Below are 22,920 nucleotides of genomic sequence, written 5' to 3' on the forward strand. Positions count from 1 at the left end.
GTAAGACAGGCTCTAATTCACCTGTGAAAGCGCATTACAGAGTTGTTTTGCGGCGAGGATAATACGCGGGCTTGCGCGTTCAAACCAGTCGCTGTTAAGCGGAATAACCGGAATTTTTAACAGGTTTCCCCAGTATTGTTCAATTTTGAGAATTTCGCCCGCTTTTCCGGCCACGATAATGGCCTGAGGATGCCTTGCCAGCACCTGTTCACGGCTGACTTGCGGCCACGGCACGCGGCTGTCAGCAAAGACGTTTTCTCCGCCGCAGGTCGTCAAAACCTGATGTTGAATAGACCCTTTACCACTGGTAAACAGAGGATTCATGCCAAACTGAAGAAAGACGCGCTTTTTAGCTTTACCGGCATACTCGGCGTTGAGCGCGGCGTACTCGTTTAGCAATGTCTGCGCTGCCTGCTGAGCCTTTTCCGGCTGCGGGCTCCAGGCGGCCAGTTGACGGAGCGTGTCGGCGATCTGTTCGATGCTTACCGCGTCCACCCATATGACCTTAATACCTAATGACGTCAGTTGGTTTACCTGGCGTTCCGCATTACCGCCGCGCCAGGCGACGACCAGATCCGGCTTCAGCGCCACAATGCGTTCCAGATTCATTCCCTGCCAGGTAGAGACCTGTTCTATTTTTTGCGCTTCGGGCGGGTAGTCGGAATAGCTGCTGACGCCAACGGGCGTAATCCCGGCGGCAAAAGCGAGCTCCGTATTGGCGGGAGAGAGGGTAATGACGCGCGGCGCAGCGTAAAGCCACACCGGGAGCGTAAGCAGCAGGGCGACCAGCGCCCTGAACATTTGCTTAGCCATGCGCCAGTTTCTGTACCAGCGTCTCGACCATCAGAGTCGACTGTTTCGCCGCCACCGCGAGGAATTCGTCAAAGCTGAGGTGCGATTGCTGATCGGCCACGTCAGAAATAGCGCGTACAACCACGAACGGCACGTTGAAGTTATAGCAGACGTGTGCGATAGCGGTGGCTTCCATCTCTACGGCGACCGCGTCGGGGAAGTTATGCCGAATTTTTGCCAGCCCGACGGAGCCGTTAATAAACGCGTCGCCGCTAACAATAAGGCCGCGTACCGCGTTCAGATTCAGCTCTCTGATGCAGGATTCTGCGGCGGCGATCAGTTTATCATCGGCCTTAAATCCGGCCGGACAGCCCGGTAATTGCCCGTATTCATAGCCGAAAGCGGTCACATCAGCGTCGTGGTAACGCGCTTCGTCAGAGACGACGATATCGCCGACCTTCAGCGTGGACGCCAGACCGCCTGCGGAACCGGTATTGATGATCACGTCCGGTTTGCAGTGCTCCAGAAGCAACGTTGCGCCCAGCGCCGCCGCGACTTTACCGATACCAGATTTCAGCAACGCCACTTCGGTGCCGTTCAACTGGCCGGTGTAAATTTCGCAGCCGCCCAGCGTAATCGTCTGACGGTTGTTAATTTTGTCACGCAGCAGCGTAACTTCTTCTTCCATTGCGCCAATGATGCCGATTTTCATAGATTTACTCGCGATAAGTCAGTTTTGAGGGCATAGTTTATCATGCGCTTATGGGGAAGCGCATTTCTCAGGCGGGGAGAGGATATGGCATCGATCGATTTCCGAAATAAAATTAACTGGCATCGTCGTTATCGTTCACCGCAGGGCGTAAAGACGGAACATGAGATCCTGCGGATTTTTGAAAGCGATCGCGGGCGGATTATCAACTCTCCGGCTATACGCCGTTTGCAGCAAAAAACGCAGGTTTTCCCGCTGGAGCGCAATGCCGCGGTGCGTACTCGCCTGACGCATTCGATGGAGGTGCAGCAGGTAGGGCGTTATATCGCGAAAGAGATTTTAAGCCGCCTGAAAGAGCAAAACCGACTGGAGGAGTACGGTCTGGATGCGCTGACCGGTCCCTTTGAAAGTATTGTGGAAATGGCCTGCCTGATGCACGACATTGGTAATCCGCCGTTCGGTCATTTTGGCGAGGCGGCGATCAATGACTGGTTTCGTCAGCGGCTGCATCCGGAAGATGCGGAAAGTCAGCCGCTCACGCATGATCGCTGTGTGGTTTCCTCGCTACGGTTACAGGAAGGCGAAGAAAATCTGAACGATATTCGCCGCAAGGTACGTCAGGATATCTGCCATTTTGAAGGCAATGCACAGGGAATTCGTCTGGTACATACGCTCATGCGGATGAATCTTACCTGGGCGCAGGTTGGCGGAATTTTAAAATATACCCGTCCGGCATGGTGGCGAGGGCCGGTGCCGGATTCCCATCGCTATTTAATGAAGAAACCGGGCTATTATCTTTCTGAAGAGAAGTATATTGCGAGGTTACGTAAAGAACTTCAGTTAGCGCCTTACAGTCGCTTTCCATTAACGTGGATTATGGAAGCCGCAGATGATATTTCTTATTGTGTTGCCGATCTTGAAGACGCGGTAGAGAAAAGAATCTTTAGCGTTGAGCAGCTTTATCACCATTTATATCACGCGTGGGGCCACCATGAGAAGGATTCGCTGTTTGAGCTGGTGGTAGGAAATGCGTGGGAAAAATCACGCGCCAATACATTAAGCCGCAGTACCGAAGATCAGTTTTTTATGTATTTACGGGTAAATACATTAAATAAACTGGTGCCCTATGCCGCTCAGCGTTTTATTGATAATTTGCCGCAGATTTTTGCCGGTACCTTCAATCAGGCGTTACTGGAAGATGCCAGCGGTTTTAGCCGCCTGCTTGAACTCTATAAGAATGTGGCGGTTGAACATGTGTTTAGCCATCCGGATGTAGAACAGCTTGAACTACAGGGATACCGGGTGATCAGCGGATTATTAGATATCTATCAGCCGCTATTAAGTTTGTCGCTTAACGACTTTCGCGAGCTGGTGGAAAAGGAACGGTTGAAACGCTTCCCCATAGAATCGCGCTTATTTCAGAAACTTTCTACGCGCCATCGTTTGGCCTACGTGGAAGTCGTCAGTAAATTACCTACGGATTCGGCGGAGTACCCGGTACTGGAATATTATTATCGCTGTCGGTTGATTCAGGATTATATCAGCGGGATGACTGACCTTTACGCATGGGATGAATATCGGCGTTTGATGGCGGTCGAACAGTAAATGGACTTTTGTAAAGATGGACAATAAATTTTTACTTTTTCCAGAAACTTTGTTCCGGAACTTCGCGTTATAAAATGAATCTGACGTACACAGCAATTTTGCGTTACCTGTTAATCGAGATTGAAACACATGAAAAAAACCACATTAGCAATGAGTGCACTGGCTCTGAGTTTAGGTTTGGCATTGTCGCCTCTGTCTGCCACGGCGGCTGAAACGTCCTCTTCAGCAATGACTGCCCAGCAGATGCCAAGCCTGGCACCGATGCTCGAAAAAGTGATGCCATCGGTGGTCAGTATTAATGTAGAAGGTAGCACCACGGTGAATACGCCGCGTATGCCGCGTAATTTCCAGCAGTTCTTTGGCGATGACTCCCCGTTCTGCCAGGACGGTTCTCCGTTCCAGAATTCTCCGTTCTGCCAGGGCGGCGGTAACGGCGGCAACGGCGGTCAACAACAGAAATTCATGGCGCTGGGCTCCGGCGTAATTATTGACGCCGCAAAGGGCTACGTCGTTACCAACAACCACGTGGTTGATAACGCCAGCGTGATTAAAGTACAGCTTAGCGATGGACGTAAATTCGATGCTAAAGTGGTGGGCAAAGATCCACGTTCTGATATCGCGCTGATTCAAATTCAGAATCCGAAGAACCTGACGGCGATTAAGCTGGCGGACTCCGACGCGCTGCGCGTGGGGGATTATACCGTCGCTATTGGTAACCCGTTTGGTCTGGGCGAAACGGTGACGTCAGGTATCGTTTCGGCGCTGGGGCGTAGCGGCCTGAACGTAGAAAATTACGAGAACTTTATTCAGACCGACGCCGCGATTAACCGCGGTAACTCCGGCGGCGCGCTGGTGAACCTGAACGGTGAGCTGATCGGTATTAACACCGCGATTCTGGCGCCGGACGGCGGCAACATCGGTATCGGCTTCGCTATCCCCAGTAACATGGTGAAAAACCTGACGTCGCAGATGGTGGAATACGGCCAGGTGAAACGCGGCGAACTGGGGATCATGGGGACTGAGCTGAATTCCGAATTGGCGAAAGCGATGAAAGTCGACGCCCAGCGTGGCGCGTTCGTCAGCCAGGTGATGCCGAATTCGTCCGCGGCGAAAGCGGGTATCAAAGCCGGGGATGTTATTACCTCGCTGAACGGTAAACCGATCAGCAGCTTTGCGGCGCTGCGCGCTCAGGTCGGCACTATGCCGGTCGGCAGCAAAATCAGCCTCGGTCTGCTGCGTGAGGGTAAAGCGATTACGGTTAATCTGGAACTGCAGCAGAGCAGCCAGAGTCAGGTTGATTCCAGCACCATCTTCAGCGGGATTGAAGGCGCTGAAATGAGCAATAAAGGCCAGGATAAAGGCGTTGTGGTGAGCAGCGTGAAAGCGAATTCACCCGCCGCGCAAATTGGCCTCAAAAAAGGTGATGTGATTATCGGCGCTAACCAGCAGCCGGTGAAAAATATCGCCGAGCTGCGTAAAATTCTCGACAGCAAGCCGTCGGTGCTGGCGCTGAATATTCAGCGTGGTGATAGTTCTATTTATTTGCTGATGCAGTAATCACCTTTGTCCCCCTTCCGCCATGGAAGGGGGCAACACTTTTCTGTGAAACCCCCCACAACTCCATACTTCTTTGCACTGTTTTGTGCATTTGCACAATGTCGAGACCTGTCATCTTCCTTATGCTTGTGCTCTGCTCACAGGAGGGATTTATGGCTGGCTGGCATCTTGATACCAAAATGGCGCAGGATATCGTGGCGCGCACTATGCGCATCATCGATACCAATATCAACGTAATGGATGCCCGCGGGCGCATTATCGGCAGCGGCGATCGGGAACGTATTGGTGAATTGCACGAAGGCGCGCTGTTAGTGCTGTCGCAGGGCCGGGTTGTGGATATCGACGACGCCGTGGCGCGACACCTGCACGGGGTGCGTCAGGGGATTAATCTTCCCTTACGCCTTGAGGGCGAAATTGTCGGCGTGATCGGCCTCACCGGCGAACCAGAGCATCTGCGTAAATATGGCGAACTGGTGTGTATGACTGCCGAAATGATGCTGGAGCAGTCGCGGTTAATGCACCTTTTGGCGCAGGATAGCCGTTTGCGCGAAGAGCTGGTGATGAACCTGATTCAGGCCGAAGAAAATACGCCGGCGCTGGTGGAATGGGCGCAGCGTTTGGGGATCGATTTGAACCAGCCACGTGTGGCGGCGGTGGTGGAAGTCGACAGCGGCCAGCTTGGCGTCGATAGCGCAATGGCGGAACTTCAGCAGTTGCAGAATGCGCTTACCACGCCGGAGCGTAACAACCTGATAGCCATTGTGTCTCTCACCGAGATGGTGGTGCTCAAACCCGCCTTAAACTCGTTTGGTCGTTGGGATGCTGAAGATCATCGTAAGCGCGTAGAGCAGCTTATCTCGCGAATGAAAGAGAATGGTCAGCTACGTTTTCGCGTGGCGCTGGGCAATTACTTTACCGGGCCGGGCAGTATTGCACGCTCATACCGCACGGCGCGCACCACGATGATGGTCGGCAAACAGCGGATGCCAGAAAGCCGCAGCTATTTTTATCAGGATTTGATGCTGCCGGTTCTGTTAGATAGCCTGCGTGGCGGCTGGCAGGCCAATGAGCTGGCGCGCCCGCTGGTAAAACTCAAAGCGATGGATAACAACGGATTATTACGTCGGACGCTGACGGCGTGGTTTCGCCATAATGTCCAGCCGCTGGCGACCTCTAAGGCACTGTTTATTCATCGTAACACGCTGGAATATCGGCTAAATCGTATTTCGGAACTGACCGGGCTGGATTTGGGAAATTTTGACGATCGGCTGTTGCTGTATGTGGCGCTACAGCTGGATGAACAGCGTTAAGTCCGGCAGCGCTTCGCTGACCAGAGCAGGGAACTTGGGCGAAGTGGTAGGCCGGATTAGGCAAAACCGCCATTCGACAACGTAATCTCACAGCGCCCGAAGACGCTGTGATGGGGGGGGGGGTTAATTCGTGGTCAGGCGCTGCAATCCCCGCGCCGTGACCTGCCAGATCACGTGTTGCGGCTGCGGCCAGCTTTCGCCATTGAGCGGGTTGCGGATAACCGACTGGTCTGCGCCCTCGGCATGAAAGACCTCAATCGTATAATCCTCACCCAGCCCGCAGACGTCAGTATAGCCGCCAAGCTGCACCGAACCTTTTATCGACTGACGGTAAACCACCGTACCGCGCGTATTATAAATCGTCACTGCCGCATATTCCGTTGCGAAGTCGCTATGCGGCACAATTGGGTATGCGGTAAAGATAAATTGTTGCGCACGGATGTCTATTTCCATACTGGCAAAACCATTTTCTTCCTTGCCAATAAGCTGCCAGCTGAATTTATCGCCATATAATGCGGCAGCATCGGAGGTATTTTTCTCTTCCGTTTGTTCCGGTGAGTCGACCTCCAGCCCATCGCTCACCACGCGCCAGCGGTTGTGTTTTTTCAGCGTGACGTTTTGCCCGGTCGTTTCATTGATGGCGTTGCAACGGTAAGGTTCGTCATGGAAGAGCTCAATGTACATTCCCGCTTGCAAAACAACCGTATCGCTATCGGCTGAATAGTGGGTGATGCCATCATAATGACGGCTATAGATAACCTCGCCGGACTCCTCCTTCACCGTGAGCGTGCTGTATGTCGCGGTATAGTAGGGATGAGGCTGCCCGGCCAGTGTTTCTATTGTCATGCGCTGTTGCCGATTATCGTAAGCAAGCTGGCAAAACGTTCTGTCGCCTTGTCCGCGTAACTGCAACGTCACGCCTTTACCGATGCCTTCGCCCGGCTCGCTGTTATCCGTCGGCAGCACATCAACGCTGTCGCGCATTAACGCGCTACGGGTCGGCTCTTCAATGTGGGAGAGCATCAGCCAGAGATCGTTTTTGCAAGCGGCATAAGGTTGCGCCATCAATGAAGGGCAGGCGCGGATAGCATCTGCGCGATGGATAAACATAGCCTGGAGATCTGCGGCAGGATCGTTGTTGAGCGAAAAATGATAAAGCCCTTCGCTATCAAGACGCAGTAACTGATATTTCGTCGACGAGACCAATGTCAGATAGCCCGGCGAGGCTTTCAGGCGGCCAGGCTCGGCATGATAAAGATAAAGGTGGTAGTGGTCGCTAAACGGCACCACAATTTTTTCGGTGGCGCAGTTTGTTCCGTTCATCTTACGTTCAAAAACCTTTTCGCCGCTGGCGGTTAACACCGTTATGCTGGCGTATAACGTATTCGCGAAGTAGCTGTGCGGCGTGGCTTTCGTGATGTCCAGAACTAATTGTCTGGCCTCATGATCCACGGCTAAACGGGCGAAGGGCATGTCGCCGTAGCCGAGGAAAATCAACTGCTCGTTATGCGCGGTGCTGTCCTGCAAGGCGGTGAAATTAACGGTAAGCGCGTTTTCCCCTTCGCGGATAACCACATAGTCCGTGTCCGGGCGGTATTTCTGCGATCGCCCTTTGGGCAGGGTGAGATGGTAAATGCCAATGGGCAGGGGAGTTAACGTGAGCGTACTGTCGTTGACGGGCAATGTATACGTGTTGCCGGCGTTGTCGTGTAGCGTTAAGGCGCGTCCATAAAGTTGCTCCGGCTGATCGATATTCAGCGTTAGCGTGAGCGTTCCCGTTTTGTTCAGCGCCGCCAGCTCGGCGTTTTCAACCAGCCAGACAAAAGAGTCCAGTCCCAACTGCTGGCGCGCGCTTTCCCATTCGCGCTCCGGCAGCAGATCGTAAAGCGGCCAGACGGGTTTTACCGCCTGTGCGGCGATCTGCTCGCGGGTGAACGCATCGACCGGTAAGCCGCACAGCTGAATAAACGGCGCGACGTCATAACCTGAGGCTGTGGCGATGGCGTCCGCCAGCAGATCGGTCAGACGATGCTCGCAGGGCAAAAAGTTTTCGTCAGCACCCAGCTCGCGGTAGTTCTGGTTAAACACCCGGAAGGCTTCTGTTCCGCCTTTAAATAACATCAGCATCAGAAATTGCAGACGGGGTCGGACGCCCCAGGCGCTAATCGGCGTGCGATTCCGCAGATGGGTAATGAATTGCAATTCCTGCTCAGACTGCCGTCCGTAATCATAGAGCCAGCCGTCGGTATAAAGATGGTTCCCCTGGTTCAGGTTAAGCTGCTGGAAAAACGCGGCGTAAATGTTGTTCCACACCTCACCGACTGGCAGGTCGACGTCATTCATAAAGACGCCCTGATAGCCGTGACCGATTTCATGCAGAATCGTCCACTGCGTGACGACATTATCGATCCACCCCTGGCTTAATGTTGCAGCCGTTTGCGCGCACCACCAGGGGAGATAATAAGCCGCGCCGACGCCGTGTTTATCCGCTTTAATAAAATAGCGGTTAGCGACATTTTGATTAAGCGGCGAAGCAGGGCTATCGCTGAGACCAGTCCAGTCATTATAGGCGTCGATCACTCGCGTATAGTACGCATCCAGCGCGGTGATACCGGCGTTGATGACATTAGCGCGATCCGCCCAGGGCAGCAGAAAACGCACACGGTCCAGTTCCAGCAGGGCAAAAGGCGACGCCTGTTCTTCCCAGGTCTGGAAAAAAGTGTCTTCGGATTGCCCCTTACGCCAGTGTGGCAAATTTTTATTGCTGGTTGGCTGTCGGTAGATCACCGAAAACTCGCCGCCCTGCGCAAAAAAGAGGGTATCAATAAAGGGAACGGAATCGACCGTTGTGCTGATCGTTTGCCAGTTGCCGTTCAGCGTAAGCGACTTCTCACACGCTGAGTCATTGCACAGCAGACGGAGTCTGGCGTTACCGGCGTTGTTATTTGGCTGGCGGATTTGCAGCTGCGTATTCGCTGGCAGAATAAATCCCAGCGCCTGGCGGTCGTGCTCGCGCCCCTTTTCAAATTTGATGTTATCCAGTCCGGGGGCCGCAGGCAGCGAATAACATGTTAGCGTGATTTCCTGAGTCATATAACCTCCATAAATAGGGAGGATGAACATAGCTTTTTATTTTTATTAATAAATACAGCAGGATAACGAAATGATATGTATTGAGCCGCTGTGAGGCATAGTGATGAAAAATGGTGGTAGCCGTGAGGCGGATGAGAGGGAGCAGCAGAGTGAGAGGGGCCCGAAATGAAGCCCCGGCAGCTTTTTTATTTGCGGGTAAGCTTGTCCAGATCGGCTTCGATTTCACTGATCTTATTCGCGACGACGCTTTCCAGGTGGCGCAAGTCGTCGAGGATCTTACGTTTGAGATCGAGTTCTGAGCGGTCGCGCTGGCAGATTTGGTCCAGCTCGTCAATCACATAGCGTAGGTTAGGGCTAATCTCCTGTACTTCTTTATAACCCTGACCGATGCCATCGGCCACCACCGTTTTACGCTGGCGTGGATACTTAAACTTCACGCTTTTAGCAAAGAATTCACCTCTATCCTTTTGAAAATAGATTTTCAGGATATCGTTATTGGCTTCTTGCCGCAGGCTGTAACGATCGATTTCCTCAGGATTGGTAATGCCCAGACTTTTTAGATTGTCATACATAGCGGTATCCTTCATCACACTATAACTTTTGAATAATTAACGAAAAGTTGGTTTTTCGCCACCAATGGATACAAAAAAAGCGCGGTTGATCGCAGAAGACGTCTCGGCAACGTCATGAGTAAAAGGGCGGTGGTTATTGATAGTTTAAGTAATTCAACGCGATATTCCGTTTATAGAGAAAGCGTTTGAGGTCAGTGTGGAAAATTGACCGGAGGTAGTGGTCGATAACCTTGAGAGGCGGAGTCTATGTCCGGAACGTATAATGCTACTATTCGCCGGGTGGTGATTTCCGCCTGGATAGGAAACTCCATTGAATATTATGATTTTCTATTATACGGCCTGGCAAGCGCGCTGATATTTGGCCCGCTTTTTTTCCCTGGCGCCAGCCCATTGACTGCAACGTTATCTTCTTTTGCCAGTTTCGGCGTGGGATTTATTTCCCGGCCGCTGGGCGCGCTATTTTTTGGCAACAGGGGAGATACGCTTGGGCGTAAAAACACGTTATTAATCACGTTAGGTGGGATGGGCGCGGTCACGTTTCTCATCGGTTGCCTGCCTTCTTACGCCAGTATTGGCGCGCTGGCGCCTGCCTTACTGGTTATTCTGCGTTTTCTGCAGGGATTTATGGTTGGAGGCGAATGGGGAGGCGCCATGTTAATGGTCGTGGAATATGCTGCTGGAAAGCACCGGGGGCGGTTAAGCGCGCTATCGCAAACAGGAGGACTCACGGGACAATTATTGGCGACAGGCGCATTTATAGTCGTGACCCAATTACCGAAGGATGCGTTGTTATTGTGGGGATGGCGTATTCCTTTTCTGCTCAGTGCGCTTTTGGTGCTGCCTGGATTATATATGCGTCATCGTCTGGATGAGACGCCTGTCTTCCGTGCGTTTAAAAAGCAGCAGGCCATTAAGCATATGCAGCAAAAAGAAGAAAGGCCGGTGGTCAAAGTGGTACGAGAACAATGGCGCAGCATTTTGCTGATTATAATTCTACGTTTTGCGGAAAGCGTTCCCTTTTTTCTTGCCACCGTCTTCGCGGTTTCCTGGGCGACGACGCAGCTTGGGATTGCCAGCCTGACTATTCTGTACATTGTAATGTTCACCTGTCTGCTGGCGTATCCCATGCACGTGCTATTTGGCATCATGTCGGATCGGCGTGGCTGCCGTCAGGTGTATATTTTCGGCGCGCTTTTTGTCGCGGCAATGGCTTTTCCCTTTTTCTGGCTGCTGGAAAGCCGTTCGCTCATACTGATGACAATGGGCTACGTTCTGCTTATTAACATTGGTCATAATTCACTGAATGCCGTGCAACCTTCTTTTTTCGCCGGACTGTTTCATCCGCCTGTACGCTACAGCGGTTCATCAATTGGCGCTCAGTTGGGGGCGGTTGTGGCAGGGGGATTCACGCCGTTTATCGCTAAAGCGTTAAGCGCAGTCTATGATAACAGTTGGACTTTGGTTGCCGGTTATGTCGTTTTGACTGCGTTGGCTTCGGCATTTGCGGCAAAGATTGCGCCGGAAACCGTGTTACCGCATTCGCCGTAATGCAAAGGGGGGCTGTCGCCCCCGCTTTTCACTCGCTTAATCAATAGTGCGCAATAATTCGTTAATGCCCACTTTGCCACGCGTTTTGGCGTCGACTTTTTTCACGATCACCGCGCAGTACAAACTGTACTTACCGTCTTTTGACGGCAGGTTGCCGGAAACGACCACGGAGCCCGCCGGTACGCGGCCATAGTGAACTTCACCGGTTTCGCGATCGTAGATTTTGGTGCTCTGGCCGAGGTATACCCCCATGGAAATGACGGAACCTTCTTCGACAATGACGCCTTCCACGACTTCAGAACGCGCGCCAATAAAGCAGTTGTCTTCAATGATGGTCGGGTTAGCCTGCAGCGGCTCCAGTACGCCGCCGATACCCACGCCGCCGGAAAGGTGAACATTTTTACCAATCTGCGCGCAGGAACCCACCGTCGCCCAGGTATCAACCATGGTGCCTTCGTCAACGTAGGCGCCGATGTTAACGTAAGACGGCATCAGCACGGTGTTGCGGGCGATAAATGCGCCCTGACGAACGGCTGCAGGCGGAACGACGCGGAAGCCTTCTTTCTGAAAACGCGCTTCGTCGTAATCAGCGAATTTCATCGGGACTTTATCGAAGTAGCGGCTTTCCGCACCGTCGATAACCTGGTTATCGTTAATACGGAAAGAGAGCAGAACCGCTTTCTTCAACCACTGGTGAGTGACCCACTGACCGTCGATTTTTTCTGCGACACGCAGCGCGCCGGAATCAAGTAGAGAAATGACCTGGTTTACCGCCTCTCGGGTCACGGTATCTACATTAGCCGGCGTAATATCGGCGCGGCGCTCAAAAGCGGTCTCAATAACGTTCTGTAACTGCTGCATTGTTAAACTCTTTCATATAAATAAACACACTACCCTTTATCGTTTGGATTGAGGGCCGCTGTCAACCGTTGTTGCACCTCAAGTTGCAGCACATTATTAAGCGCGCGCCGATCCGCTGTGGCGATTATGAATAAATCTTCTACTCGTTCACCAATGGTTGTAATTCGGGCGCCATGAAGCGAAATTCCCAGATCGGCAAAAATTTGTCCGACCCTGGCCAGCAGACCAGGTTGATCGAGCGCGATCAATTCCATGAATGATTTTCTGTCGGTATGGGTGGGCAGAAAATTGACTTCCGTTTCGACCGTAAAGTGTCGTAACTTTGCCGGTTGCCGACGCGGCTGCGGCGGCTGCCAGCTACGCTGCGTAATGGTCTGTTCAAGTCCGGTGCGAATAACGTCATGGCGATCCGCCGCCAGCGGGCTGCCGTCTGGTTCCAGAACGATAAACGTATCCATTGCCATGCCGTCGCGAGTGGTAAAGATCTGCGCGTCATGGACGCTTAAATTACGCCTGTCCAGCTCGGCGCAGACGGCGGCAAACAGATAGGGTCTGTCCGGACTCCAGATAAAAATTTCGGTTCCGCCGCGCGTGGCCTGCGGACTGAGCAACACTAACGGTTGGCGCAGATCGTGCTGCAATAAATGGCGTGCGTGCCAGGCGAGCTGATTTGGACTATGACGAACAAAATAGTTAGCGCGACAGCGGGTCCAGATTTTGTGCAGCGCGGCTTCATCAATATTGTCCATTCGCAGTAGCGCCAGCGCCTGAAGCTGATGGTGACGCACGCGCTCACGCATATCCGGCGTATTTTGCATTCCACGTCTGAGCTGTTTTTCAGTGGCGAAGTACAGCTCGCGCAGCAGGCTCTGTTTCCAGCTATTCCACAAGGTTTCGTTGGTCGCGCAGATGTCCGCGACGGTCAGGCAGACCAGAAAACGCAGCCGTGTTTCGGTTTGCACCTCTTCGGCAAACTGCTTGATGACTTCCGGATCCTGGATGTCGCGGCGCTGGGCGGTGACCGACATCAGCAGGTGTTGGCGCACCAGCCAGGCGACCAGTTGCGTTTCGCGTGAGTTCAAACCGTGCAGTTCGGCGAAGGTGAGTACATCCTGCGCGCCCAGTACCGAATGGTCGCCGCCGCGTCCTTTCGCAATATCGTGGAACAGCGCGGCGATCAGGATCAGTTCCGGATGGGGAAGCCGCGGCCAGAGATCGACGCATAGCGGATGGCGCTGGCGCGTCTCTTCTTTCGCGAAGCTCTCCAGTTTGAGCATTACGCGGATGGTGTGTTCATCCACCGTGTATGCGTGGAACAGGTCAAACTGCATTTGTCCGACGATGTGCGACCACTGCGGCATATAAGCCCACAGTACGCTGTGGCGATGCATGGGCAGCAGGCCGCGGCTGACCGCGCCGGGATGGCGCAGCATACTCAGAAACAGAGTGCGCGCCTCCGGGATGTAACACAGCGGTTGGCTCAGGTGGCGGCGGGCGTGGCGCAAATGGCGTAACGTCGTAGAGTAGATGCCGGTGATCGCGCTATTGCGCACCATCATATAAAACATGCGCAGGATCGCTTGCGGTTCGCGGATAAACAGCGTGTCGTCACGCAGATCAATGAGCGTGCCGCGCAGTTGAAACTCATCGTCAACAGGACGTGGTTTTTCATCCGCAGGCAGCGCCAGAATCGCCTCGTCAAATAGCTGAAGCAGCATCTGATTAAGTTCGCTCACCCGACGCGTAACCCGGAAGTAGTCTTTCATCATCCGCTCAACCGGATCATTGCCCTCGCCGCTGTAGTTAAGGCGTTGAGCGACGCTTAACTGGCGGTCGAACAGCAGGCGGTTATCGTAGCGGCTGACCACCAGATGTAGCGCAAAGCGAATGCGCCACAGGATATGCAGGCACTCGTTGAGCTCCGCGCGCTCAGCCGGGGTTAAAAAGCCGAACCCCACCATCTCATCGAGCGAGGTGGCGCCGAAGTGACGTCGGGCGACCCACTGCAATGTATGGATATCGCGCAGGCCGCCGGGGCTGCTTTTAATATCCGGCTCCAGATTATAGCTGGTGCCGTGATAGCGCTGGTGGCGCTGGTTCTGCTCTTCTACTTTGGCGGCGTAAAATTTGTCGGACGGCCAAAAACCTTCGCTGAAAATATGTTTTTGCAGTGCCAGAAACAGAGCGACATCACCGATCAGCAGACGCGTTTCGATGAGGTTTGTCGCAACGGTTAAATCAGACAGACCTTCCAGCAGACACTCTTCCAGCGTACGTACGCTATGTCCGACATCCAGCTTGACGTCCCATAATAAAGTCAGCAGTTCGCCGACCTTTTGCGCCTGTTCATCGGGCAGCTTTTTGCGGCTTAAAATGAGCAGATCAATATCGGAAAGCGGATGCAGTTCGCCGCGTCCATAGCCGCCGACGGCGACCAGCGCCAGATCGGCAATCTGACCGAAACCGGCCTCAATCCACAGGCGTTGCAACAACTGGTCGATAAATTCGGTACGAGCTTCAATAAGCTGTTCAGCACAAATGCCGCTGTCAAATGCCTCGCCCAGCCAGTGTTGAAAGATGTCGATGCGGGCTTTGATACCAGCGACGGTCAGTTCAGCGCGCGGCCAGACGCCAGGGTTTTGCGGCTGGTCCGGGAGGGTGGGGAGTGCGGTATTCGCGTGCTGTTCAGGAAGAGTATTCATATGCGCCACCCATTAAAAAGCCGGATGGTAGCGTGAACGCCTTATCCGGCCTACGTATTTACTCTTCATCCTTCAAGTTGCTTCTACGTTGGCTGCGCTCGTTCACTCCAGTCACGTACTTATGTACGCTCCTGAAGATTCACTCTCTTGCCGCCTTGAGGCAACTCGAATGATTTTGAGTAAAGGTGTAATTTGTAGGCCTGATAAGATGCGAAGGCATCGCCATCAGGCAAAACATTATTCGTCGTGTGTGATGATCGCCGGGATGGTGTCATCTTTACGCAGCGTCAGAATTTCACAGCCGTTTTCCGTTACCACAATAGTATGCTCGTACTGAGCAGACAAGCTGCGGTCTTTGGTTTTTACCGTCCAGCCGTCTTTCATGGTGCGGATACGGTAATCCCCGGCGTTCAGCATCGGTTCAATGGTAAAGGTCATGCCAGGCTGCAACACGACGCCGCCATCGTCTGCATCATAATGCAGCACCTGCGGTTCTTCATGGAAGCCGCGACCAATACCGTGTCCGCAGTATTCACGTACCACGGAGAAACCTTCGCCTTCGGCATATTTCTGGATGGCGGCGCCAATTGTGCGCAGGCGGATGCCCGGTTTCACCATTTTGATGCCCAGATACAGGCTCTCTTGCGTGACGCGGCACAGACGCTCGCCCAGAATGGTCGGTTTGCCGACGATAAACATCTTCGAGGTATCGCCGTGGAATTCATCTTTAATCACGGTCACGTCGATGTTGACGATATCACCATCTTTCAGATGTTTAGCGTCATCCGGAATGCCGTGGCACACCACTTCATTAATAGAGATACAGACGGATTTCGGATAGCCGTGGTAGCCGAGGCAGGCGGAGATCGCGTGTTGTTCGTTAACGATGTAATCGTTACAGATACGGTCCAGTTCGCCGGTGGTGACGCCCGGTTTGATATACGGTTCGATCATTTCCAGCACTTCGGCTGCCAGACGGCCCGCGACGCGCATTTTTTCGATGTCTTCAGATGTCTTGATTGAGATAGCCATGAATTCTGTCCATCAGTGCCGATGATTTCGGCAATAATTGTGTAAGTGCTGACAATGGTATCAGTCAGGGGTGTACCCTGCCAAATTGAGAATCATTCTGAACTTCGCCTTTCGTGCCACAAGTGCGTTGGCGACATTTTTTCACCCCAGTCACTTACTGGCCGTAAGCTCCAGGGGATGCAAAAATTTGCCGCCTGCCTGTAACACGAAATTCATCGTTCAATTCAGCACTGAGTGCCAACAATTATTGGTGTCGGTGGCGTATTTGTGGTATAAAGCGCGCCGGACTTCCGATCCATTCGAAGACTACACACGATGGACGGGAGCGACAAATCTCACTTTGTGTAACAACACACACGTATCGGCACATATTCCGGGGTGCCCTTTGGGGTCGGTAATATGGGATACGTGGAGGCATAACCCCAACTTAATCTATAGAGGTTTTAAATCATGGCAACTGTTTCCATGCGCGACATGCTCAAGGCTGGTGTTCACTTTGGTCACCAGACCCGTTACTGGAACCCGAAAATGAAGCCTTTCATCTTCGGCGCGCGTAACAAAGTTCACATCATCAACCTTGAGAAAACTGTACCGATGTTCAACGAAGCTCTGGCTGAACTGAACAAGATCTCTGCTCGTAAAGGTAAAATCCTTTTCGTTGGTACTAAACGCGCTGCAAGCGAAGCGGTGAAAGAAGCTGCTAACAGTTGCGACCAGTTCTTCGTGAACCATCGCTGGCTGGGCGGTATGCTGACTAACTGGAAAACAGTTCGTCAGTCCATCAAACGTCTGAAAGACCTGGAAACTCAGTCTCAGGACGGTACTTTCGAAAAGCTGACCAAGAAAGAAGCGCTGATGCGTACTCGTGAGCTTGAGAAACTGGAAAACAGCCTGGGCGGTATCAAAGACATGGGCGGTCTGCCGGACGCTCTGTTCGTTATCGATGCTGACCACGAGCACATTGCTATCAAAGAAGCGAACAACCTGGGTATCCCGGTATTTGCTATCGTTGATACCAACTCTGATCCGGACGGCGTTGACTTCGTTATCCCGGGTAACGATGACGCAATCCGTGCTGTTAGCCTGTACCTGGGCGCTGTCGCTGCAACCGTTCGTGAAGGCCGTTCTCAGGATCTGGCTTCCCAGGCGGAAGAAAGCTTCGTAGAAGCCGAGTAATAAGGCTTGATAACTCCCTAAAATAGTTCGAGTTGCAGGAAGGCGGCAAGCTCGAGAATTCCCGGGAGCTTACATCAGTAAGTGACCGGGATGAGCGAGTGAAGGCAACGCACCTGCGGCTCGAAATATGAAGGGGAGAGCCCTTATAGACCAGGTAGTATCACGTTTGGTTAGGGGGCCTGTATATGGCCCCCTTTTTCACTTTTATATCTGTGCGGTTTGATGCCGGGCAGATCAAATCTTTCGAGGATTTTAGAATGGCTGAAATTACCGCATCCCTGGTAAAAGAGCTGCGTGAGCGTACTGGCGCAGGCATGATGGATTGCAAAAAAGCGCTGACTGAAGCGAATGGCGACATTGAGCTGGCAATCGAAAACATGCGTAAGTCCGGCGCTATCAAAGCGGCGAAAAAAGCAGGCAACGTGGCTGCTGACGGCGTAATCAAAACCAAAATCGACGGTAACGTCGCTTTCATTCTGGAAGTTAACTGCCAGACTGACTTCGTGGCTAAAGATGCTGGCTTCCAGGCATTTGCTGACAAAGTGCTGGACGCCGCTGTTGCTGGCAAAATCACTGACGTAGAAGTCCTGAAAGCGCAGTTCGAAGAAGAGCGCGTTGCTCTGGTAGCGAAAATTGGCGAGAACATCAACATTCGTCGCGTAGCTTCCCTGGAAGGCGACGTTCTGGGTTCTTACCAGCACGGTGCGCGCATCGGCGTTCTGGTTGCTGCTAAAGGCGCTGACGAAGAGCTGGTTAAACAGCTGGCGATGCACGTTGCGGCAAGCAAGCCGGAATTCGTTAAGCCGGAAGACGTGTCTGCTGACGTGGTAGAGAAAGAGTACCAGGTACAGCTGGACATCGCGATGCAGTCCGGTAAGCCGAAAGAAATCGCAGAGAAAATGGTTGAAGGCCGCATGAAGAAATTCACCGGCGAAGTTTCTCTGACTGGTCAGCCTTTCGTCATGGAACCGAGCAAATCTGTTGGCCAACTGCTGAAAGAGCACAACGCTGACGTGACTGGCTTCATCCGCTTTGAAGTGGGCGAAGGCATTGAGAAAGTCGAGACTGACTTTGCAGCAGAAGTTGCTGCGATGTCTAAGCAGTCCTGATTTTCCTGAGGAGCCGCCTGAGGGCGGCTTCTTTTTGCGCCTCTCTTGTAAAATCAGCCGACGCTTGGCGTCTGCGCTGAAATGCGACGTACAATGTCGCCGGAATTAACTCATATCAATCGTTGACAGTCTCAGGAAAGAAACATGGCTACCAATGCAAAACCCGTCTATAAACGCATTCTGCTTAAATTAAGCGGCGAAGCTCTGCAGGGTACGGAAGGCTTCGGTATTGATGCAAGCATACTGGATCGTATGGCTCAGGAGATCAAAGAACTGGTTGAACTGGGTATTCAGGTTGGTGTGGTGATTGGCGGTGGTAACCTGTTCCGTGGCGCAGGTCTGGCAAAAGCGGGGATGAACCGCGTTGTGGGCGACCACATGGGCATGTTGGCCACCGTCATGAACGGCCTGGCAATGCGTGATGCGCTTCACCGCGCCTATGTGAACGCCCGCCTGATGTCGGCAATTCCTTTAAACGGCGTATGCGACAACTACAGTTGGGCCGAGGCTATTAGCCTGCTGCGTAATAACCGTGTTGTGATTCTGTCTGCAGGTACGGGTAACCCGTTCTTCACTACCGACTCTGCGGCCTGTCTGCGCGGGATCGAAATTGAAGCGGATGTCGTACTGAAAGCGACCAAAGTGGATGGCGTATTCACTGCCGATCCGGCAAAAGATCCTTCCGCGACCATGTACGATCAGCTGACCTACAGCGAAGTGCTGGATAAAGAGCTGAAAGTGATGGATCTGGCGGCGTTCACGCTGGCTCGTGACCACAAACTGCCGATTCGTGTTTTCAACATGAACAAACCGGGCGCGCTGCGTCGTGTGGTGATGGGCGAAAAAGAAGGGACGTTAATCACGGAATAATTCCCGTGAGCGCCAAATACGGGTAAGATTCTGTTCTATTGACGGGTCTTATTACCTGGCAGAAATTAAACGAGACTATACTTAGCACATCTTTGTATTGTGTGACCGTCTGGTCTGACTGAGACTAGTTTTCAAGGATTCGTAACGTGATTAGCGATATCAGAAAAGATGCTGAAGTACGCATGGAAAAATGCGTTGAAGCGTTCAAAACCCAAATCAGCAAAGTGCGCACGGGTCGTGCTTCTCCCAGCCTGCTGGATGGTATTGTCGTAGAATACTATGGCACTCCGACCCCGCTGCGCCAGTTGGCAAGCGTAACGGTAGAAGACTCCCGTACCTTAAAAATTAACGTGTTTGACCGTTCTATGGGGCCAGCCGTTGAAAAAGCGATCATGGCGTCAGACCTCGGTTTGAATCCAAGCTCTGCGGGCACCGACATTCGCGTTCCGCTGCCGCCGCTGACCGAAGAACGTCGTAAAGATCTGACGAAAATTGTCCGTGGCGAAGCGGAGCAGGCGCGTGTCGCCGTTCGTAACGTCCGCCGTGATGCGAACGATAAAGTAAAAGCTCTGCTGAAAGATAAAGCGATCAGTGAAGATGACGATCGTCGCTCTCAGGAAGAAGTACAGAAAATGACCGACGCGGCAATTAAGAAAGTGGATGCGGCGTTGGCAGATAAAGAAGCAGAACTGATGCAGTTCTGATTGATCTGTACGCAGATATAAACTCATTCCACCGCTAAACCTGGCGGATGAGTGGTGTACAAAGCGCCGCGCAGAAGACATTATCAGGTCTCCTGTGCGGCGTTTTGCTTTTTATTCCGTTTCAACACTTCTGGACGTTTCATGAAGCAATTAACCATTCTGGGCTCGACCGGCTCTATTGGTTGCAGCACACTGGACGTGGTGCGCCATAATCCTGATAGCTTCCGCGTTATCGCGCTGGTGGCGGGTAAAAATGTCGCCCGCATGGCGGAGCAGTGCCTGGAATTCTCGCCGCGTTATGCCGTGATGGACGATACGTCGAGCGCAGAACAGCTCAAAATAATGCTTCAGCAGCATGGCAGCCGCACCGAGGTTCTGAGCGGTCAGCAGGCTGCCTGTGAGATGGCGGCGCTTGATGAGGTCGGGCATGTGATGGCGGCCATTGTGGGCGCGGCTGGTTTACTGCCGACCCTGGCGGCGATTCGCGCAGGGAAGACGATTCTGCTGGCGAATAAAGAATCGCTGGTGACCTGCGGGCGGCTGTTTATGGACGAAGTAAAACGCAGCAACGCCCGGCTTTTACCCGTCGATAGCGAACATAACGCGATTTTTCAGAGTTTGCCGCAATCTATTCAGCATAATCTGGGATACGCTGACCTTGAGCAAAATGGTGTAACGTCGATTTTGCTTACCGGGTCTGGTGGCCCGTTTCGTGAAACGCCAATGTGCGATCTGGCAGCGATGACGCCGGATCAGGCATGTCGTCATCCGAACTGGTCGATGGGGCGGAAAATCTCCGTCGACTCCGCCACCATGATGAATAAAGGTCTGGAATACATTGAAGCGCGTTGGTTATTTAATGCCAGCGCACGTCAGATGGAAGTGTTGATCCATCCGCAATCGGTCATTCATTCGATGGTGCGTTATCAGGACGGCAGCGTCCTGGCGCAGCTTGGAGAACCTGACATGCGTACGCCTATTGCGCATACGATGGCATGGCCGAATCGCGTCGCGTCCGGCGCGCAGCCGCTCGATTTTTGCAAACTCAGCGCGCTGACGTTTAGCGCGCCAGATTATCAGCGTTATCCATGCCTGAAGCTGGCGATGGAGGCGTTTGAGCAAGGTCAGGCGGCAACGACGGCGCTCAATGCGGCAAACGAAATCACCGTTGCCGCGTTTCTGGCGCAACAGATTCGTTTTACCGATATCGCCGGGCTCAATTTAGCGGTGCTGGAGAGGATGGATTTACAGGAACCGGCAAGCGTTGAGGACGTATTGCAGGTTGACGCCATCGCGCGTGAAGTAGCCAGAAAACAAGTGATACGGCTCTCACGCTGACGATTATCCCGCGACAGAAGATCGTGCTATTTGTTAGCGTTGGGCTTCGGTGATATAGTCTGCGCCACCTGATCGCAGGTTTTTGGCTTTTTTCGGTCAGGTTAGCCGTGGTTTTACACGGCTTTTTTGTGGATACACAAAATCATTCAGGACGCATCGGGACGGCAGGCGAATACGTTCCCGGCGTGCGCAGACAGCGCACGACAGGGGCGATGACGCGCAGCCATCCGCGAAGCGGACCGAAGAGAATGTGTATAAAGGCTTCAGTATTCCTGAGTACCGCTAAATCCTTTCAGGGACAAAAAACGCGTTATGTTGTCTGCAACTCAACCAGTAAGCGAAAATTTGCCAGCGCATGGCTGCCGTCATGTTGCAATAATTATGGATGGCAATGGTCGCTGGGCGAAAAAGCAAGGGAAGATCCGGGCCTTTGGGCATAAAGCCGGGGCGAAGTCCGTCCGGCGAGCGGTCTCTTTTGCTGCCAATAACGGTATTGATGCGTTAACGCTGTATGCCTTTAGTAGTGAAAACTGGAACCGACCGGCGCAGGAAGTGAGCGCGTTAATGGAGCTGTTTGTGTGGGCGCTGGATAGCGAAGTCAAAAGCCTGCACCGCCATAACGTTCGCCTGCGTATTATCGGCGATATCAGCCGATTCAACTCACGTTTACAAGAACGTATTCGCAAATCAGAAGCGCTTACCGCCCATAATACGGGTCTAACGCTGAATATCGCTGCGAATTACGGCGGACGTTGGGATATTGTCCAGGGAGTCCGACAACTGGCGGAACAGGTGCAGGCTGGAGTGCTGCGCCCCGATCAGATTGATGAAGAGAGACTAGGCCAGCAAATCTGTATGCATGAGCTGGCGCCTGTGGATTTAGTAATTAGGACTGGGGGAGAGCATCGCATTAGTAACTTTTTGCTTTGGCAAATTGCCTATGCCGAACTTTACTTTACGGATGTTCTTTGGCCCGATTTCGATGAACAAGACTTTGAAGGTGCGCTGCATGCCTTTGCTAATCGAGAGCGTCGTTTCGGCGGTACCGAGCCTGGTGATGACAAAGCCTGATGGGGGTTGCTTTTGCTGAAGTATCGCCTGATTTCTGCTTTTGTGTTAATACCCGCGGTCATCGCTGCGCTTTTTTTATTGCCGCCGGTGGGGTTCGCCATTATTACGCTGGTTGTCTGTATGCTGGCCGCGTGGGAATGGGGACAGTTAAGCGGTTTCGCCGCGCGTTCACAGCGGGTTTGGCTGGCGGTGCTGTGTGGTCTGTTATTGGCGCTGATGCTATTTTTGTTGCCTGAGTATCATCACAACATTCGTCAACCGCTGGTTGAGATGTCGCTTTGGGCATCGTTAGGATGGTGGGTTGTCGCGCTACTGCTGGTGCTATTTTATCCCGGTTCGGCGGCAATCTGGCGCAACTCAAAAACATTGCGTCTCATTTTCGGTTTGTTAACTATTGTGCCATTTTTCTGGGGAATGCTGGCGCTGCGCGCCTGGCACTATGACGAGAATCATTACAGTGGCGCAATATGGCTACTCTATGTCATGATCCTGGTCTGGGGAGCGGACTCTGGCGCGTATATGTTTGGTAAATTATTTGGCAAACATAAGCTGGCGCCGAAGGTTTCCCCGGGTAAAACCTGGCAAGGGTTTATCGGCGGGCTTGCTACGGCTGCCGTGATCTCATGGGGTTACGGTATGTGGGCGAATCTGAATGTTGCGCCTGTTATCTTGCTGATTTGCTCTGTGGTGGCGGCTCTGGCTTCTGTACTGGGCGACCTCACCGAGAGTATGTTTAAGCGCGAAGCAGGAATTAAGGATAGCGGCCACTTGATTCCAGGCCATGGCGGCATTCTGGACCGAATTGACAGCCTGACGGCTGCCGTACCGGTCTTTGCTTGCCTGTTGTTACTGGTGTTCAGGACGCTCTAAC

Annotated in this window: 18 protein-coding genes; 11 read left to right on the plus strand and 7 right to left on the minus strand. The window is 52.8% G+C overall.

The features are described from left to right. Window positions 1-12: 12 nt before the first annotated feature. Together btuF and mtnN are read right to left on the minus strand one after the other, a co-directional pair. Window positions 13-813: a vitamin B12 ABC transporter substrate-binding protein BtuF gene (gene btuF, locus NA624_RS06020; protein WP_001118835.1), complete on the minus strand. Its 801-nt coding sequence runs from the start codon at window positions 811-813 to the stop codon at window positions 13-15. Then, on the minus strand, window positions 806-1,504 hold the full coding sequence (gene mtnN, locus NA624_RS06025) for a 5'-methylthioadenosine/S-adenosylhomocysteine nucleosidase (RefSeq protein WP_000689861.1): 699 nt from the start codon (window positions 1,502-1,504) through the stop codon (window positions 806-808). Before mtnN ends, btuF begins: the two co-directional genes overlap by 8 nt. A gap of 84 nt (window positions 1,505-1,588) precedes the next feature. On the opposite strand from mtnN, the gene dgt reads away from it, so the two are divergent. From dgt to cdaR, 3 genes are all read left to right on the plus strand, one after another. After that, complete coding sequence (gene dgt / locus NA624_RS06030; protein WP_000146450.1) at window positions 1,589-3,106, plus strand: dGTPase; 1,518 nt, start codon at window positions 1,589-1,591, stop codon at window positions 3,104-3,106. 129 nt (window positions 3,107-3,235) lie between these two features. Further along, window positions 3,236-4,663, plus strand: coding sequence for a serine endoprotease DegP (degP, locus tag NA624_RS06035; protein WP_000753958.1), 1,428 nt, complete (start codon window positions 3,236-3,238; stop codon window positions 4,661-4,663). Between the two features lie 152 nt (window positions 4,664-4,815). Next, the gene (gene cdaR, locus NA624_RS06040; RefSeq protein ID WP_000929420.1) at window positions 4,816-5,973 is read left to right on the plus strand and encodes a DNA-binding transcriptional regulator CdaR; all 1,158 of its coding nucleotides are present in this window, start codon (window positions 4,816-4,818) and stop codon (window positions 5,971-5,973) included. Between the two features lie 123 nt (window positions 5,974-6,096). Here cdaR and NA624_RS06045 read toward each other — a convergent pair whose 3' ends face one another. Next, window positions 6,097-9,066 (minus strand): putative mucin/carbohydrate-binding domain-containing protein, encoded by a 2,970-nt coding sequence (locus tag NA624_RS06045; RefSeq protein ID WP_000191148.1) that lies wholly within the window; start codon window positions 9,064-9,066, stop codon window positions 6,097-6,099. A 185-nt stretch (window positions 9,067-9,251) separates the two neighbouring features. After that, complete coding sequence (locus NA624_RS06050; protein ID WP_000272193.1) at window positions 9,252-9,638, minus strand: DUF3461 family protein; 387 nt, start codon at window positions 9,636-9,638, stop codon at window positions 9,252-9,254. Window positions 9,639-9,884: 246 nt separating this feature from the next. Between NA624_RS06050 and NA624_RS06055 the strand changes: the two genes are divergently transcribed. Next, window positions 9,885-11,186 carry an MFS transporter gene (locus NA624_RS06055; protein ID WP_000017173.1) on the plus strand — a complete coding sequence of 434 codons (1,302 nt, stop codon included), beginning with the start codon at window positions 9,885-9,887 and terminating at the stop codon, window positions 11,184-11,186. Between the two features lie 36 nt (window positions 11,187-11,222). Here NA624_RS06055 and dapD read toward each other — a convergent pair whose 3' ends face one another. The 3 genes from dapD to map all read right to left on the minus strand — a co-directional run bounded on the left by dapD (window position 11,223) and on the right by map (window position 15,781). Next, on the minus strand, window positions 11,223-12,047 hold the full coding sequence (dapD, locus tag NA624_RS06060; RefSeq protein WP_001186673.1) for a 2,3,4,5-tetrahydropyridine-2,6-dicarboxylate N-succinyltransferase: 825 nt from the start codon (window positions 12,045-12,047) through the stop codon (window positions 11,223-11,225). A gap of 29 nt (window positions 12,048-12,076) precedes the next feature. Then, complete coding sequence (gene glnD / locus NA624_RS06065; RefSeq protein ID WP_001094519.1) at window positions 12,077-14,749, minus strand: bifunctional uridylyltransferase/uridylyl-removing protein GlnD; 2,673 nt, start codon at window positions 14,747-14,749, stop codon at window positions 12,077-12,079. A gap of 237 nt (window positions 14,750-14,986) precedes the next feature. Beyond that, window positions 14,987-15,781 carry a type I methionyl aminopeptidase gene (map, locus tag NA624_RS06070; RefSeq protein ID WP_001018214.1) on the minus strand — a complete coding sequence of 265 codons (795 nt, stop codon included), beginning with the start codon at window positions 15,779-15,781 and terminating at the stop codon, window positions 14,987-14,989. Between the two features lie 450 nt (window positions 15,782-16,231). On the opposite strand from map, the gene rpsB reads away from it, so the two are divergent. From rpsB to cdsA, 7 genes are all read left to right on the plus strand, one after another. Then, window positions 16,232-16,957: a 30S ribosomal protein S2 gene (rpsB, locus tag NA624_RS06075; protein ID WP_000246886.1), complete on the plus strand. Its 726-nt coding sequence runs from the start codon at window positions 16,232-16,234 to the stop codon at window positions 16,955-16,957. A 257-nt stretch (window positions 16,958-17,214) separates the two neighbouring features. Then, window positions 17,215-18,066 carry a translation elongation factor Ts gene (gene tsf, locus NA624_RS06080; protein ID WP_000808106.1) on the plus strand — a complete coding sequence of 284 codons (852 nt, stop codon included), beginning with the start codon at window positions 17,215-17,217 and terminating at the stop codon, window positions 18,064-18,066. A gap of 144 nt (window positions 18,067-18,210) precedes the next feature. After that, complete coding sequence (gene pyrH / locus NA624_RS06085; protein WP_000224567.1) at window positions 18,211-18,936, plus strand: UMP kinase; 726 nt, start codon at window positions 18,211-18,213, stop codon at window positions 18,934-18,936. Between the two features lie 146 nt (window positions 18,937-19,082). After that, window positions 19,083-19,640, plus strand: a complete 558-nt coding sequence (gene frr, locus NA624_RS06090) for a ribosome recycling factor (protein WP_000622423.1) — start codon at window positions 19,083-19,085, stop codon at window positions 19,638-19,640. 141 nt (window positions 19,641-19,781) lie between these two features. Then, window positions 19,782-20,978, plus strand: coding sequence for a 1-deoxy-D-xylulose-5-phosphate reductoisomerase (gene ispC, locus NA624_RS06095; protein WP_000811899.1), 1,197 nt, complete (start codon window positions 19,782-19,784; stop codon window positions 20,976-20,978). Window positions 20,979-21,290: 312 nt separating this feature from the next. Then, the gene (ispU, locus tag NA624_RS06100; protein ID WP_000947413.1) at window positions 21,291-22,049 is read left to right on the plus strand and encodes a (2E,6E)-farnesyl-diphosphate-specific ditrans,polycis-undecaprenyl-diphosphate synthase; all 759 of its coding nucleotides are present in this window, start codon (window positions 21,291-21,293) and stop codon (window positions 22,047-22,049) included. Window positions 22,050-22,061: 12 nt separating this feature from the next. Then, on the plus strand, window positions 22,062-22,919 hold the full coding sequence (gene cdsA, locus NA624_RS06105) for a phosphatidate cytidylyltransferase (RefSeq protein ID WP_000922422.1): 858 nt from the start codon (window positions 22,062-22,064) through the stop codon (window positions 22,917-22,919). Window position 22,920 lies beyond the last annotated feature (1 nt).

The sequence above is a fragment of the Salmonella sp. NW38 genome (assembly GCF_051807745.1).
Classification (GTDB): Bacteria; Pseudomonadota; Gammaproteobacteria; order Enterobacterales; family Enterobacteriaceae; genus Salmonella; species Salmonella enterica.